Source organism: Streptomyces sp. F001 (assembly GCF_004187715.1).
Classification (GTDB): domain Bacteria; phylum Actinomycetota; class Actinomycetes; order Streptomycetales; family Streptomycetaceae; genus Streptomyces; species Streptomyces flavusporus.
In genome coordinates, this window is record NZ_QZWF01000002.1 from 1,114,074 (window position 1) to 1,129,614 (window position 15,541).

At 69.7% G+C, this 15,541-nt stretch carries 8 protein-coding genes and 1 pseudogene; 3 read left to right on the top strand and 6 right to left on the bottom strand.

The features are described 5' to 3' along the window. Positions 1 to 358 precede the first annotated feature (358 nt). The 3 genes from StrepF001_RS12755 (at position 359) to StrepF001_RS46385 (ending at position 3,182) form a co-directional block, all read left to right on the top strand. A complete protein-coding gene (locus tag StrepF001_RS12755) occupies positions 359 to 1,615 on the top strand; it encodes a helix-turn-helix transcriptional regulator (RefSeq protein ID WP_129798318.1) in 1,257 nt (418 codons plus the stop codon). 158 nt (positions 1,616 to 1,773) lie between these two features. Further along, positions 1,774 to 1,983 (top strand): hypothetical protein, encoded by a 210-nt coding sequence (locus tag StrepF001_RS12760; protein ID WP_129798319.1) that lies wholly within the window; start codon positions 1,774 to 1,776, stop codon positions 1,981 to 1,983. Continuing rightward, positions 1,980 to 3,182 carry a DUF6415 family natural product biosynthesis protein gene (locus StrepF001_RS46385; RefSeq protein WP_206306847.1) on the top strand — a complete coding sequence of 401 codons (1,203 nt, stop codon included), beginning with the start codon at positions 1,980 to 1,982 and terminating at the stop codon, positions 3,180 to 3,182. The genes StrepF001_RS12760 and StrepF001_RS46385 overlap by 4 nt, the downstream gene beginning before the upstream one ends. 1,485 nt (positions 3,183 to 4,667) lie before the next feature. Here StrepF001_RS46385 and StrepF001_RS12770 read toward each other — a convergent pair. The 6 genes and pseudogenes from StrepF001_RS12770 to StrepF001_RS12795 form a co-directional block, all read right to left on the bottom strand. Beyond that, a pseudogene (locus StrepF001_RS12770) lies at positions 4,668 to 5,354 on the bottom strand (DUF2637 domain-containing protein); the annotation flags it as partial. A gap of 241 nt (positions 5,355 to 5,595) precedes the next feature. After that, positions 5,596 to 7,755: a DEAD/DEAH box helicase family protein gene (locus StrepF001_RS47765; protein ID WP_346656931.1), complete on the bottom strand. Its 2,160-nt coding sequence runs from the start codon at positions 7,753 to 7,755 to the stop codon at positions 5,596 to 5,598. A 478-nt stretch (positions 7,756 to 8,233) separates the two neighbouring features. Next, a complete protein-coding gene (locus tag StrepF001_RS47770) occupies positions 8,234 to 11,134 on the bottom strand; it encodes a TniQ family protein (protein ID WP_129798321.1) in 2,901 nt (966 codons plus the stop codon). Then, positions 11,134 to 12,264, bottom strand: a complete 1,131-nt coding sequence (locus StrepF001_RS12785; RefSeq protein ID WP_129798322.1) for an ATP-binding protein — start codon at positions 12,262 to 12,264, stop codon at positions 11,134 to 11,136. The genes StrepF001_RS47770 and StrepF001_RS12785 overlap by 1 nt, the downstream gene beginning before the upstream one ends. After that, complete coding sequence (locus StrepF001_RS49490; RefSeq protein WP_129798323.1) at positions 12,261 to 14,432, bottom strand: Mu transposase C-terminal domain-containing protein; 2,172 nt, start codon at positions 14,430 to 14,432, stop codon at positions 12,261 to 12,263. Before StrepF001_RS49490 ends, StrepF001_RS12785 begins: the two co-directional genes overlap by 4 nt. Then, the gene (locus StrepF001_RS12795; protein ID WP_129798324.1) at positions 14,429 to 15,181 is read right to left on the bottom strand and encodes a TnsA-like heteromeric transposase endonuclease subunit; all 753 of its coding nucleotides are present in this window, start codon (positions 15,179 to 15,181) and stop codon (positions 14,429 to 14,431) included. Before StrepF001_RS12795 ends, StrepF001_RS49490 begins: the two co-directional genes overlap by 4 nt. Between the last annotated feature and the right edge of the window lie 360 nt (positions 15,182 to 15,541).

Below are 15,541 nucleotides of genomic sequence, written 5' to 3' on the forward strand. Positions count from 1 at the left end.
AGTCGCGTGAACCGGACCGATCCGCTTCATGCAATGCCCCTGGGTTGGCCCAGGAGGCATAGTGAGCCTAGGCCGAGCGAGTAGGCGCCGAGGCCGGTCGGCACGAGGGGGCGCCTGTCACGGCGCCTGTCTGCGATGCGGGGAGCACACACCCCTCAGTGTGGTCCCGCACTTTGCCCGTTGGCGCCTTCCGGTCGATGAGGGCTGTGGGGAGCCCGGGGCGCCGCCGACGACACGAGCGGGCCGGATATGGGCGTACAGCACGACGGCCCCCATCGGTGCAGATGGGGGCCGATCGCTGCTACTCCCAGCAATGCCAGGGGTACCGTTCTGGTGTCGAAGCAGAACGGAGCCAAGTATGCCCGAGCACACCGACATTCCAGTCCCCTCGACATTCGGGCAGCGCGTTCAACGCGCCCGCGAACGCACGGGGAAAACCAGGGCCGTCGTGGCGGGCCTCATTGACCAGTCCACCGAGTGGGTCAAGGCCGTCGAGACCGGCCGCATCGGAATGCCTCGCCTGCCCAAGCTTCTCCGGCTCGCGCATGTCCTCGGCATCGAGGACATCGCCGAGCTGACCGGGGATGAGCGCATCGCGGCCACCACCTACAGCAAGGCCCAGCACAACACCCTACCCGTCGTGAAGCGCGCGCTGACCACCTACCAACTCGTCCCCGCCGACCGGCAGCCCGAGCCCGCCGAGGTGCTCGCTGCACGCCTGCGGCAGGCGTGGAAGCTGTGGCACGCCCGCGACCGCCGTACGGGCCCGAGGGACACCATCGAGGGCAATCGCTCCCGCATCGTCGCCCTTCTGCCCAGTCTGCTCGCCGACACCCAGCACGCCACGCGCGCGCTCGAGGGGGCCGACCGCCGGCGCGCCCTCGTCGCGCTCGCCGAGACCTACCACTTGGCCCAGCTGTTCCTGTCCTTCCAGCCCGCCCCAGATCTGGTGATGCTCACCGGTGACCGGGCCATGACGGCGGCTCAGGACGCCGACAGCCCGCGCGCGATCGCCGCGGCTGCCTGGTACGTCAACCACGTCCACCGGGACGCCGGAGAGGCATCGGAGGCGCGCGTCGAACTGGCCGAGCAGGCTGCCGCACTCCTGCCCGACCAGGACGACCCGGACCACATCGCCCGCCGGGGCCTGCTCTACCTGGCGGTCGCCCTGTCGTACGCGAAGACGGGGCAGACCGGGGACGCGTGGCGGTATTGGGACAAGGCCGACACAGCCGCCCGCCAGCTCGGGGACGACTACGCGCACCCCTGGCTGATGTTCGGGCGGGGCATCGTCGACGGCTACGCCATCACCATGCACAACGACCTGGTACAGCCTGGCAAGGCACTCCAGGTCGCGGACGCCCTCCAGTTGGACCGGATCCCGTCGGCGACCCGCCGTTCGTACCACCTGATCGAGACGGCCCGCGCGTACGGCATGGCCGGGGAGCGCGTGGCGGTCGTCTCCCTGCTCAAGAAGGCCTACGAGGAGTCGCCTGAGACGATCCGGTACAACCTGCACACGCGCAGTGTCCTGCCGGAGTTGGTCAAGTCGGGCCCGAGCATGGTGCGCGATGACGCCCTCGGATTGGCTCGTGACTTGGGGGTGCCCGTGTGATCGCGTAGGGGGTAGGAAGCCTACCCCTCGCCAAGGGGGTAGGAACCTTACCTCTCGGCGATCCGAACCGCTCCTACCGTCGACAGCTCAGACAGGACCCCCGCGACCGGGCGAACGGTCCGGGGGCGTGGCCACAGCCGCGAAGGAGCTGCGACACCATGAAAGCTACAGCCCCAACCGAGCAGCGCTCACGGGGTGCGAAGATGACGATCGAGGTGTACACGGTCAGCCGGGACGGCGTGGTGAGCCCGCCGCGCGCCACGGTAAGCGTCCCGCACGACCAGACGCCGGAGCTGACGCCGCTGAGCACCGCGTACCCCCCGTGCCGCTGCCCGCGCTGCGTCGTCGGTGGAAGGGCCGCCCGGTGAACGCCACCCGCAATGAGACCGAGACTCCCGCGCTGTCCACCGGCCTGATGCGTGCCCAGGCGAGCTGGTTCCTCGATCAGCGCATGCTGCCGCGGCACCAGACGGTGAAGGGCTTCGGTGAGGACTTCCGCGGCTACCTGAGGCAGCTGATCCCGCGGATCGAGCAGCTCGCCGACGTCCTGCCCCCGGACGACGTTCCGGCGAAGGTGGCGCTGGCCGCTGTCGGCGAGGCCCGCCGGCGCCTGGATGAAGCCGAGTCGACGGGCCTGCACGGCGAGGTCGAACGCGTCAGGCGGCTGGCCCGGTCGGTGGTGGCTTTGTGCGACCATTACGACGCGCTGACCGGCGTGGCAATGTGCCTGGCCTGCGACAAGCCGATCGAGGCAGGCGACGCCTGGGTGCCGTACGACAGGTCAGCCCCTCCGGCAGCGCCGCCGCTCGGGCGGGTCGGATCCACTGCCGCTGCGCGAACGCCCCACGCCGCCGCTGACGCGGCACCCTGCCCCGGTGAGGGGCCCCACGGCGACCGCAGGGCCAGGGTCCGCACCCACAGACGCCCGTCCCGCTGGTGTCCCGCAAGACCCCGGCGGGACGGGTCTTCCACGTCCGTGCGGCCGGTGCCCGTCTCGTGGTTGGCTGCCCTGCGGCCGGGCGGGCGGCTCGTCGCCACCATCGCGGGGACGGGGCTGATCCTCACCGCGGACAAGACGGACAACGGCGGCGCCGTGGGCCGTATCGAGCCCGATGCGGCCGGCTTCGTGCGCACCCGCCACGGCGAGGACTACGACGACCCGGCGAGCCACGTCTGGGACGTGGCGCTGGAACAGGAGGGGGAAGAGGTGGCGACCTGCCGGTATCCGCTGCTGAATCCGCAGGATTCCTGGGGTGTCATGTCGATGCTTGGCCTTCAGGTCCTGGGCATCGACTGCCGGTACCGCGAGGACGACCTGGACCGTGTGGCTGCTGCACCCCGACGGCTCCTGGGCGCGTGCCACGGCGACCGAGTTCCTCGGCGAGTGAGTTCCTCGGCTCGCCGACCGTGCACCAGGGCGGCCCCCCGCCGCCTGTGGCGGGAGGTGCAACGGGTCCGCAGCCGGCTCGACCGGGAGGGCGAGCTCCCTGTCTACGGGGCCTGGGTCACCATCACGCCGGACGGGGAGACGACCCTGTCCCGCGGTGCCTGGTCCGCCACCCTGTAGCCGCGTCCGCAACACGGCGGCCCCCCGGGCCCGCCCTCTGATCGGCCCCGCTCGTCTGCTTCCCCCGTGGCGGATGGGCGGGGCCTTCCCGCACCGGGTGCCGTCACCGGGGGTGGTGGAGGGTGCCGGCGGGAACTCGGAGGGTGGCTGCGAGGTGGGTGCCGGGTGGGGGCGGAAGACCTGCAATGCGTGGGTCGGCCCGTCTTGCGCAGCGCCGCTCGGAGCCGTGCGACGGCTCCGTCTCCGGCACGGTGTCAGCGGTCGCCTGCCCCGGCTTGGTGGGGTCCGGCTGCGGCTGTTGTCGTCTGTTGCTGGGTGTTGGTGTAGCCGGTGGGTGGGTGTGGTGGGTGAGGGTGTGCCAGCGTCGTTCGAAGTCGGCGGTGTGTTGGGTGAGGTGGTGGGTGGTGAGGGTTTGTTGTATTGGGCGGTGATGCCGCGGGTGGCGCATTCCTGCGCGATGGCGTCGAGTGAGGGCTTGGTGTGGTGTGCTCGGTGCTGGGCCCAGATGGTGTAGATGCGGTAGGGCAGGAGGTAGCGGCGTAGGGTGGCGGGGCTGACGGGGTTTCGGCTGCGGCCGTACATGCCCTTGTGGGTGAGGTAGGCGGACAGTTGCTGGGCGGTGGGCTCGGCGTCGTGGTCGGCCTGGTATTGCATCCATGCGAGGTAGTAGCGGTCGACGGTGGTGAGTCCGGCTCGCTCGGCGTCTGGATCCCTCTTGCCTGGTGCCGGGGTATCGATGGCGGTGTTCACCTGGGGGCCGCGTTGGTGTGTGGCGGTGTGCGCACTGGCGTCGGCGGGTGCCGTGTGGGGATGTTCCTTCTGCCTCAGGAGTTCGGCAGTGTCCTGCTTGCGGTGGTCGTCGGTGATCTGATCGGCGGGTGGTTGGGTGCTGCCGGGTGCGGGTTGTTTGACGTTCGTGTCGTGGGCTGCCGCGTCGTCGCCCATGGGGGGCTGGTCGCCGTCTGCTGTGGCGGTGTGGTGCTCGTACACGTGCGCCGAAGGGGCAGTGGTATCGGGGTTGGCGCCGGTTTGCTGCCTGTTGGTGCGCCGGGCGCTGTGGGCCTGGTCGTACCAGGACTGGTCCGTGGACATCGGTTCTTCACAGTGGGCGGTGCTCCTCACCGGGTGAGGCGTATCGCGCTTGTGGAGGACCTGGGGTAAGGGCTGTGCCTGCTCCTCGGAGAGTGGGCCGCCGGCTTCCGTGGTGATGCCGTGTGCGTTGCGGAGCCGGAAGGGCCATTGCGCGGCGGTCGGTTCGACGTGGAACTGCGCAAGAAATGCCTGGTAGGCGTCAGTTAACGGCTCGGCGGGGTTTCTGGCCGATTTCTGTGGGCCAAGGGCCCACTGGGGCGTAGAGGTGGGGACTGGCTGGGGCTCTGCTCGCTCCGGGTACGTCGTCTGCTGCTCGTGAGCTGCTGGTGCTTTGGGGTGGAGTGTTGCGGCGGGGCGGGACCGGGGCCGACCGGCAGCGGGCGAGGACTGCTGCTCGATGCCTGCTGCTGCGGGCCGGGGGGTGGTGTCGGCCAGGGGGAGGCCGTACTTGGCCAGGCGCAGCGGGATGAGGGCCTCCACCGGGGCTGTGCGGCGCCAGGTGCGGCCGTAGCGGGTGCGCAGGCGGGCCTGGTAGACGAGACGTTCCTGCTCCAGGGTGATGGCCTGCTCGTAGGAGCGCAGCTCCCACAGTTTCATGCGGCGCCACAGCAGGAGGGTGGGGAGGGGGGCGAGGAGCCAGCGGGTGAGGCGCACGCGTTCGATGTGTGTGTCGGCGGTGATGTCGGCTGTGCGGCCGATGGCGTGGCGGGCGGCCTCGACCGTCACCACGAACAGGATGGGGATGACCGCGTGCATGCCCACGCCCAGCGGGTCGGGCCAGGCCGCTGCGCCGTTGAAGGTGATCGTCGCGGTGGTGAGCAGCCAGGCCGTGGGGCGCAGCAGCGGGTAGGGGATGCGGATCCAGGTGAGCAGGAGGTCGAGGGCGAGAGCCACGCAGATGCCGGCGTCGATGCCGATCGGGAAGAGGTGAGCGAACTGCCCGAAGCCCTTGTCGGCGGCGAGTTCGCGAACGGCTGCGTACGAACCCGCGAAGCCGATGCCCGCGATGATCACGGCTCCGAGGACGACCAGGCCGATGAGAACGCGGTGGATCCGTGCCAGCTGTGGTGGCGCGGCCACCGGTTCTCCTTTCTCACCAGGTGCCGTTGACGCTGTTCTGTGCGGGGTTTCTGGGCGCGGTCTTGGTTGTTCGGGCCAGCGGTGATTGGTCGGGCCCTGGATGGTTTTGGCGGTCTGTGCCGTGTCGTGGCGACGATGTGGTGGCCGGAGGGTGTTCCCGGACGGCATTCGGCGTGTGGCCGCGGGGATGGACCGTGCGGGCGCGCCTGCGGGGGCGGGGTTGGTGGTGTGGGTGGGGTCGTCATTGCTGCGGGTGTAGGGTCCGTGGCTTCGTTGGCAGGGGGTCCTGTGGAAACACGGGAATCCGGGCGCGGTGAGCAGCGAGGGTGTTGGTGGTTGGTGAGCAGTTGGTGGCTCCTCCTCGGTCGCGTTGGTGACAGCGAGTGAGGTTGCCGTCGTCTTGGTGATCGCCGGTTTCGCTGACCGGGGTTCGTCGGCTATGTAGCGGGGCGGGTGTCCTGCCCATTCGTGGTGGGGTGGGTGGCGTGCCAGGCGTCCCAGATTTCTGCGCGGAGCCTGCCGCGCGGTGGTACGTCCATGCCCTGTTCGCGGGCCCAGGCCCGTACCTCCGCCACGCTCGGCACCACGGCGAAGGGCGTGGCTGACGGGCGGCGGGGGCAGGAGCGCGGGGTGGTGCGGGCGGGAGATTCTCGGGGGCGGTCGTTGTGAATCCGCGGCGTTCGAGGATGCGGCGGCGTTTGTGGTGCATGCGCTCCAGGAGGGGGACGTCGGCGTCGAGGTAGTCGTGGGCCTCGACGTGGGACTTGCGCTCTTCGGTGTTGCGCATGATCCGGCCGACCTGCTGGATCACCCGTCCCTTGAACGAGATGGGGCTGGTGAGGAAGAGGGTGTCGAGGCGCGGTGCGTCGAAGCCTTCGCCGGCGAGTTTGTCGATCGCCAGCAGCGTCAGAGGCTCGTCGCGTTCCTCGGCCAGGGCGGCACGCACTCGGGCGCGTTCGGCCGGCGGCATGCCGCCATGCAGGACGAGCGGGGTGATCCCATGGGGCCGGAGGGCTTCGGTGAGCTGGTGGAGGTGTTCGACGCGGTTGGTCAGGGCCAGGCTGCACCGGCCGCGCCGGGTGGCGTTGGCGATGTCCGCCGCGATCAGCTGGTTGCGGGCGTCGTGGTGGGCGAGTTCGTTGTAGATGGCCTGGATGGAGGCGCCGTCGGTGCCCGGTTCGTCGGTCGTGAAGGTGGTGGGGTGCACGACGAGGTGCTTGTCGAAGGCGCTGGCGTCGTCGATCTCGTGGCGGATCGGGCCGCACTGCATCGTGATCACCGGGTCCATCTGGTCCGCCCGGTAGGGGGTGGCGGACAGCCCGATGAAGCGCGGTGCTTTCGCTCGGCGGATCGCGGCTTCGGCGCCGGGGGCGCCGACGGCGTGGCACTCGTCCACGATGACCAGTCCGTACCCGTCGAGCAGGCCGTCGGGGGCGTCGCGGTGGGACAGCGTCTGCAGCATGATCAGGTCGACGGCGTGGCCGCGGCGGTCCTTGCCCCCGCCGAGCGTGCCGACGTGCCCGTCTGCGAGGTCCAGGAAGGCGGCCAGCCGGTCCTTCCACTGGGCCAGCAGCTCCGCCCGGTTGACGATCACGGCGGTCGGGGTGCGGTGGGCGGCGATCAGGGCGCAGGCCATGACGGTCTTGCCGGAACCGGGCGGCGCGACCAGGGTGCCCGCCGGGTGCTTGGCCATCGCGTCCACGGCCTGCTGCTGGGTGGGGGTGAGCACGCCGGTGAACTGGGCAGTGATCGGGGCGAGTTCGGGCAGGTCGCTGGTGATGGTGAGGGCGCCGCCGGCGGTGGCGATGAGCCCCATGGCCTCGTCCGCCAGGCCCCGGGGCAGCTTGAGCCAGTCCGCGTCGGAGGCGTCGAAACAGCAGACGAGGCGCGGGGTGTTGAAGGTGGAGAAGCGCTGGTTCTGCTTGCGATAGAACTCCGGGTTGTGGAACGACGCGGCGTGCTTGAGCGCGGCCAGCAGCTGCGGGGGCAGCCCGACCGTGGAGATCGCCAGCATCGCCGAGAGCCGGGCCTCAACGCGCGCGGGCGCCTTGCCGAGGGCCTTGCGGCGAGGCCGGGCACCCAACTGCGGGGTGGTCGGGGACGGACCGGCCATGACCGGGCCGAGCTTGGCAGCGAACGCCTCCACATCGGCCGGAGCCAGCCGCTCGGTTAGCGACAGATGGGCGAACTGGTCTGGATACGGCTGCCAGGTGTCGGGGTCCACGAAGATGGTGGTGCCCTTGGCGCGGGAGACACCGTGCAGCGGCAGCGCGATCAAGCTGCCGAACCGGAAGCTGCCCCTGGCCTTGTTCGGCAGGAAGTCCTGGGCGGGAAAGAGCCGGTCGTAGCTGGACAGCGCCATCTGCCCGCGGGCGTCGATCGCCCTGCGCAGCAGCGCCATCCCCAGGGCGCGGGCGGTGGCCGCCGCGACCGCGGCGGTGAAGAACGTCCAGGCATGCGCGCCCTTCCCGGAACGGGAGATCTCGAGCACGGCGGGGACCCCCGCCTCGTGGCAGGCCGTGACGTAGGCGCTCGCGTCGGCGCGCCAGTCGCTGCCGTCCTTGCCGTCGAAGTCGCACGCCAACAGGCGGCAGGAGTCGTCGGCCAACAGCGGATACAGGCCGATGTGCAGCTCGCTGCGCCCCTGACGGGTCGGATCGAGGTGGCGGTAGACGGCCTCGTCGGTCAGCGGCCAGAACACCCGATCCTCTTCGACCTTGCTCTTGTCGAACGGGTTGTCCTCGGCCGGACTCCAGCCGGTCCGGCCGGACTTGGCGCTCACCCACCGCTTGGCGTAGACGTCCTCGCGTCCCGCGAACAGGGCCCTGAACAGGGCGATCTTCGCCTCGGCGCTGGAGGAGGCATCCGCATACGGCAGCTCACAGGCCCCCGTGGGCGGCGGGACCGCGACCGGCTCGGGAAATGACGGAATGGCGGCGGGAGTGGCCTGGACATCGCGGCCCAGAAGGCTGTGCAGCCGCGCGTTGTCGGCTCTCAGCCAGGCGATTTCCTCGCGCAGCTGGGCGTTCTCCTCCAGCGCCACGTCGAGACGGATGCGCAACTCGTCGGGATCGAAGCAGTCGGACCAATCCTCCACGCTCCCATGATCCAGACTGCGCGTACGTCACGCAGCGAAAGCAGTCAGGTTTCCCTCTCCCGGCGCCTGGGGGGCCACTGGGATTTCGGACGGGGTCTGTCGGCGATGCCGAGGATCTCGGTGGCCTCGCGGAGGAAGTCGTGTCCGTGTGGGGTGGGGGCGAGGGGGTGGCGGAGCGGTCGATGATGCGGAATCCGGCAGCCTTTTCGACTTTCGTGATGCGTTGTCTGAGGGCGCCGTCGCGTCCGTCGTAGACGGCCCGGGCTGCGGCGGCGATGCTGGAATGGCCGGGGACTTGGACGATGGTTTGCAGCCGGTCGAGTGCGGTGGGGCATGCGGTCACGGCCTGCATGGCTGGGGACGGGGTCCAGGGCAGGGCGAGATACCCGATGGCGTTGTAGCGGCGCTCGGTGCTGCGGATCGGCAGCTGCCATCCTCTGGCCAGGGTGGTCAGGTGGTAGTGGCTGACGCGGCGTTCGCGGGCGAGTTCGGCCATGGGGCGCCGCTTTTCGACGTACTCGCGGTGGAGCCATACACGGGTGATGTCGGGACGCGGGGGCAGCCGGTCGGGCCGCGGGCGGAGCGGGACGTCGTCGTGGACCAGCAGCGCGCGGACGGTGTCGGGGTTGCAGGACGCCAGCTGGGCGATGTGCGCGAGTTCCCGTTGCTGGTTTTCGTAGAGGTCGCGGAGTTCTTCCGGGGCAAGAATGCCCTGGCGGACCTCGGCGGCCGCGGGCGTGAGCTGGTTTGAGAGGTTGCCGATCGCGTTACTGGGGGTGGTCGTGCTGATGTCCGCGAGGTCGCAGTAGAGGCGAATGTGCTCGGCGGTCAGGCCGAGGGCGTCGCCGGCTTCGTGGACGGAGGTGACCGTGCTCAGAAGGTCACGGACATCGCTGGCGGCAAGGCTTGTTGGGCTGGTGCCGGGCCATGTCACACCGGTCACCCAGGAGTTGGGGGGTTCCCAGGTCAGGGGTTCGTCGATGCCGTGGCGGGCGAGGTTGTCCTCGGCCTGCCGGCGCAGGAACGAGCGAAGCGCTCGGGGTGCGCGGAAACGGAACTCGGTGCAGTTCCAGGCGAATCGAGTGTTGGCGCCGCTGGGCGGGGGGTGCATCTCGCCGGTCAGCAGCATCAGCAGATACCAGCGCAGCAGCGACGAGCGGTGCTCCTGTCCGGTTCTCCAGCCGTGCTGGCTGCATAGCCGTTTGAAGGCGTGGTGATCGAACGTGGTGGAGGCGTAGGTGAATGTGGCCCGGCGTCGCGCGTAGTCGATCGGGGCGCCGTGGGCGTCCAGGGCGTAGGCGAGTTGGGCAAGGGTCGAGGCCAACGGGGTCAGGTCGTGCTGGCGGTAGATGCGTCGCTCGACGCTGTCACGGTCGGTGTGGATCTGGTGGTTGCCCAGCAGCGGACCGACACGTTCGAAGTTCAGCTCTGACGGTGCGCCGGGCAGCAGGAGGAAGCTGCTGCAGCCGCGCCGGAAGGTGCCGACGCGCAGGTTGGCCCTGTCCTTCAGCCGCGGCAGCATGCGCATGGTCCAACCCGGCCAGAGCATCGAGGGAATCAGTGCCGCCCGCAGGACGATGGTGTCGGCGGGCAAAGTGGGCCATCGCGGCCTGGGGCTGGCGCTGGCGTAGCGCAGCCGGGCCAGCAGGGTGGCCTGGCGGTCGAGGTGGGCCAGGGCCCGCTCCACGAGTGCGGGGCCGCTCCAGGACCATCTGCCCGCTCGTTGGCCGATGTTGGCTCGCGGGCCCTTGTGGAGTGACTGGTCGGCCTCGAGGATCCAGTCGAAGAGCGCGTCGTGGTCACGGTGACCGGGGTGGAGAGCGACGTGCGCCAGGGCGGTGCCGAGGGCCGCGTTGTGGGCATCGTGTCCGACATCCTCGTCGGTCAGTTGCGGTAGTACTCCGCCGCACTCGGCCAGCGCGGTGCGTACCACCTCCGGTGCCCGGTCCGCGACGGTGTGCAGGCCCCGCAGGATGCGCCAGGCCAGGGCGTAGAGCTGCTTGAGCTCGGCCAGCGCGGCCGGCCGTTGGCAGGCGTCGCTGGCGAGCAGGGTGCTGACGTGCTGCTGGGCGGGGAGCACCAGACCGGTTTCGGGCAGTCGGAGGACCCGAGCCTGCGACAGGTCAGCTCCGCAAGGCCGGCGGCCAGTGGGGTTGGTCAGGCTGTCGCGGGTGCAGACGCCGATGGAGCGTGGGCCGAGCCGCCGTGCTGTCCATGGGTGCGGTGGGCGATGGCAGTCGGGGCAGAAGTCGAGCAGCACAGTCCGGTGGGTGGGGCAGGCGAAGGCCCAGGGCAGGCGCCACAACACCGGGCCCCGGCCGGCGTTCTTGGCCAGACACGCGGGGCAGTAGCGGCTGCGGGCTGCGCTGAATCTCCAGGCGGGAGGCCGGGTCAGCCGACGCCGGTCGGGATGGATTGTCACGGCCAGCCCGTCGTAGGGCTCGAGCGTCATGGCGGTCAGCACCGGCCGCGGGATGCCGGTGGCGTGGTGGAGGGCGTCGGCTTCGGCCTCGGTGAGCCGCAGAGCCATCTGTGTCGTGCGGGCCCCGGTCAGGCCGATGGCGTCCAGGAACGCGCTGTTGGTGGCGTGCAGGCGGCGGGCGTAGGCGCCGATCCAGCTCTGCAGTGCTTCGCCGGGCAGCGGCATCAGCGAGATCGGGAGCGAGCCGCCAATCCAGGCCATCACGCGCTCTTTCTGCGGTGTCGGGTCTGGGGGCGGGATGTCAGCAGTCCGGCCTCCAGCGTGGCGGCGAGTTCGCGGCGGGCTTCCTCGGCGGCCGCGTCGTTGTTCACCTGGTCCATCAGCTCGGTATCCAGCCGTTCGTGGCGTGTGCGGATCGCCCGCAGGCATCCGCGGTTGATCAGTGCCATGAGCGAGGCGAAGTGGCCGCTGGAGCGGGCCAGGAGGTAGTCGGAGAGATCGTCCGCGAGCATCCCGGGATGCTTCTCGGCCAGTACCAGCTTGCGCTCGATGGTCAGCAGCAGGCGCCGCCATTCCAGGCGTCCTTCTTCGGTGTCGATCTGGAAGGGACGCAGCGACAGAGCGGTGGTGCGACGGCCGAACTGTGCGTGCAGGGTCTGGTGGGGTGACAGCCCTTCGGTCAGGATGCCGCGCTCGCGAACTCCGACTCCGATGTAGATCAGGGTGACGGGGAACGTGTTGGCCAGGAACTTCAGGTGGTTGGCCATGGCCGCGGTTGCCCGGGCCGAGGCGTCCAGGAAGTGGATGTCGTCGATGATGAAGACGGCCGTCTTCAAACTCAGCACCGCGTCCTTGGCCCGTTCGGCCAGGGCGTCGGCATCCCCTCGGGTGGGCAGCCCGTAGAACCGGCAGATCGCCGCATTCAGGCCGCGGATACGGGTGTTGCCGCTCAAGGCGATGTAGAGAACCGGGACTCGGCGATGGCCCTCCTGGGTGGTTTCTCCGCGCAGGGCGATCTGCGTGCGGTGGAAGTTTCGCCCGTACTCACGTACTGCTGTGCTCTTGCCCAGTCCGGGATAGGCGTCCACCAGGGCCGCAGGCTTGGCCTTGTCCCCGTCATGCCGGTTGGACTCGACGATCTCAGCGAGTTCGTCGTGCAGGTGCAGCAGCTGGGGTGTCTTGATCGGACCAAGGTTCGCGTGCCAGACCGCCCGCCGGTCGTTGTGCCGCAGCAGCGCCGCAGGGGACAGGGCCGCCAGTTGCGAGCACGAGAGCGTCTCCGGCTGGCTTCGCTCGGGGCCGTCCACGAACGCCAGCCAGCCCTGCAGCCGGGTGGGCGAGTACTGCCGGTCGTCCCCCTCGAAGATGCCGGCCTCCTCGGCCCGGCTCACCGGCTGTCCATGATGTCGGCGTAGAACTCGTCCTCCTCCAGCAGCACTTCTTCGTCGCCGGGGAACGCGGCCTCGCACTCGTCGTCCTCGTCATCGTCCCCGCCCAGATCCGCCCTAGCAGGCTCAACCACCTGCAGATCCGGACGGTCCCCCGCGTTACAGCCTCCGGGGGACGACGTCACCGCAGCCAGCCGGCGAAGCGACGGCAATTGGTTCACGTCGTCTGTTGGGGCGTCGTCCTCGCCGACCAGCCGCAGTCGTTCCTGGGACAGCCGCACCGCCATTCGCCGCTCGGTGCGGTCCGTGGCAAGCCCGGCGCCCCACCGCTCCAGCAGCTCGATCAGGGCACGCTTGGTGTCGGGGAACCGGTGGGTGCGGGCCGCGAGCCGACGGGCGTAGACCAACGCCTCGCGGCTCACCGGACCGTTCAACGCGGGTGCGTGTTCCCAGTCCAGGGTGTGCCACCGGTGCGTCTTGGGATCCTGGAAGTAGATCTTGGTGATGTCGCCGCGGTCCACCGCGATCGGCCACTTGCCCGCGTCCACTCCGCGATAGGGACTGGGCAGAGTGCGGTACCCGTTGAGTGCTTCGCCGTTGTAGCGCAGGCCGTGGATCTCCACGCCGTAGTGCTGGATCGTGGTCCGCTCCTCCTCCAGAAATTCCAGGGCCAGATGAGGACGGGCGGGAATCTGCAAAGGGCCGGCGCGGGTGACGCCGTGCTCGAACATCTCCAGCGGGCTCAGCTCCAGACCTGGGACCTCCGGGACGGCGAGCCCGCGGTGGCGGCGCCGGTGATAGATCCGGGTGATCCACTCCCGGATGACCGCCTCGAGCTCGTCGAGGAAGAAGAACGCCTCCTCCTCGACGGCCTCACCCCGGCTGTGTACGTCGGAGCCCTTGTAGCCGGGCAGCGCGGCCAGCAGCCCCTGGTTGAGGGTGCGGAACCAGCGCTCCACCGGCTTGTCGGTCGGCGTGTAGGGGCGGGCCGGCTGCAGTGAGATGCCCAGTTTGGTGCACACGCTCTTGATGTGGTTCGAGACATAGATCTTGCCGTGGTCGAAGACGATGGTCTCCGCGGCCACCGAGGGCAGCAACGGCTGGCCGTCCCGGTCGACCAACTGCTCGGCGTCCACCACGACGGTGGACGGCACTCCGCAATACGGCAGCGGCTCACCCTCGTCCCCCGGCGCCTCACGTGGGCGGACCGTCTCGAACAGCGCCCCGGCCACGTCCACCGACTGCGTGGACACCGGCGTCAGCCGCAGCCCAGTGATGACCCTGCTGTACAGGTCCATCGCGACCGTGAGCTCGCACTGCACCCAGCGACAGGTCACCGGCTCCATCGCGAACACGTCCAGCCGGTTGGTGTCGAGCACCACGTATTCGCCCGGGCGCGTCGCCCGCAACCGGCCGTAGACGCCCTGCGGCCGGTTCGCGATCGAGCGCTTGCCCTTCGTGCTGCCCTCGAAGGCGTTGGTTCCCTTCTCCAGCTCGCGCAGCAGCTCGTAACCGGTCGTCTTCGCCGGGATCGGCACCGCACCGCGGCCATGCTCCCTGGCCAGGCGCTCCTCGATCTCCAGCAGGACCAGTTTGCGTACCGGTCGACTGGATGTCACATGCCCTGCCAGCACCGAGCGGGCCATCTCCACCCAGCGCGGATCCGCCCGGTCCAGCACATTGCGCACTGGACGCTCGCTCACCAGACCCGCCGGCCCGGCCTTCCTCACCGCCGCCACCCAGCGGCGGACCGTACTTTCACCCACTCCGAGCTCCGCAGCCTTGGCCGCGTACCGGTGCAGCATCGGAGTCCCCGGAGCGTAGTCCGGCCGCGGCTCGCCCTCCAGCGCCAACTCCGAGGAGCCGAGCCGGTAGCCGGTGAGGACTTCTTGGACATGGCGGACCCGGACCGTCAGCTCATCGTCCTCCTCATCGCTCAGCCCGCCCAGCCGCGCGGCGGCCGCAGGCTCCTCCTCGGGGACCTCCGTCAGGATCCGCGTCGAGGGATGAGACAGCAGCATCGAGACATCGACTTGCCGCCAAGCCGTGGCCTTTCCGCCCGAGGCCTGCTGCAGCAACACCCGGCGTCCTGTGACCTCGGCGACCGTGAACCGCTCGCCGTCGAAACTCAGGGGCAGTCCCGGCCGCAACGTCGCCGTCCACGCGCTCATGCACACCTCCGCAGCACCGAATCGCCCGAGATCGGACGAGACAGATCGGTGACCAGCCGCCCGGACCACAACAGCGCCATCAGCGCAGGACGCACCTCATGGGCCGGGCGTCCGCCCGCCAGCCGTCGCTCGGCCACCGCAAGCTCATCCCCACCCCGCACGCTCTGCCAGGCGGCGCGGACATCGTGTTCCGGCACTACGCCCGGCCGCCGGTAGGCCGCCAGGAACCGCACGTTCGCCAGCACCACAGGATCCGCACCTGACCAGACCGCGTACTCCCAGCCACGTCGCTCGACCAGCTCACCCGGCCAGGCCAGCGCCTCCGATACCTTCGGATCGCCCAGCCGGTCTGCTGGCTTGACGTTCACCACCCGTGCCGTTTCCGACCGCATCACCAGCAAGAAATCCGGAACATGCCGCCGCACACGGCCGCCGATCCGGGCCACCAGACAGCACGGCTGGCCGTAGATCCCCCGCACCGCAGGATCGAAGTCGGCCAGCAGTAACTGGGCCAGTTCCAGCCGGCTCTCATACACGACCGGCCCGCCCGTGGTGGCCGACATGTACGTGCCGGAGTAGTGCCGCTGGCCGCGCACCGAACGAAACTGCCGCCACGGCACCGACTCCGCGAAGTCGGCCAGCCGCAACTGCGAGAGCGGCACCGTTCGTACCGAACTGTCGACGTACCGGATCGACGCAAAGGGTGCCGAACCCTCGTCGCCGACCCCGCTCACGCTGCGTACGGCCATGGCACCGGACGGTACGGAGCACCGGTGCGCATCCGCTACGAAGGATCACAACAGTCCGATAAGCGACAACTGCTGACCGTAGCCAGTGTTCATGATCGCCTGGAAATGCTCAGACGGTGCTCATGGTCACCTGGAATTGCTCACGCTTCTCCGGAACCTACATGGGCCGTGGGGTGAGTGGTCGGTGTGAGCAGTTCGTTGATGAGCTGCTCGGTTTCCGGTTCGGGGGAGCAGTCCAACTGTGAGGTCGCACCGTTGTTGCGGTGGCCGCATGCTGTTGACCTGCGGTGCCGCAGATGGATTGCGACGGTTCTGGACCCGGCGCGAGCCGTTTGGCCTGCGGTCCCGCAGGTTGGGTGA

Bases quoted from the DNA above. Each gene is read 5' to 3' on its own strand.
- StrepF001_RS12755 (WP_129798318.1), top strand. From the start codon at position 359: ATGCCCGAGCACACCGACATTCCAGTCCCCTCGACATTCGGGCAGCGC.
- StrepF001_RS12760 (WP_129798319.1), top strand. From the start codon at position 1,774: ATGAAAGCTACAGCCCCAACCGAGCAGCGCTCACGGGGTGCGAAGATG.
- StrepF001_RS47765 (WP_346656931.1), bottom strand. From the start codon at position 7,755: ATGGCGCTGCTGCGCAGGGCGATCGACGCCCGCGGGCAGATGGCGCTG.
- StrepF001_RS47770 (WP_129798321.1), bottom strand. From the start codon at position 11,134: ATGGCCTGGATTGGCGGCTCGCTCCCGATCTCGCTGATGCCGCTGCCC.
- StrepF001_RS49490 (WP_129798323.1), bottom strand. From the start codon at position 14,432: ATGAGCGCGTGGACGGCGACGTTGCGGCCGGGACTGCCCCTGAGTTTC.
- StrepF001_RS12795 (WP_129798324.1), bottom strand. From the start codon at position 15,181: ATGGCCGTACGCAGCGTGAGCGGGGTCGGCGACGAGGGTTCGGCACCC.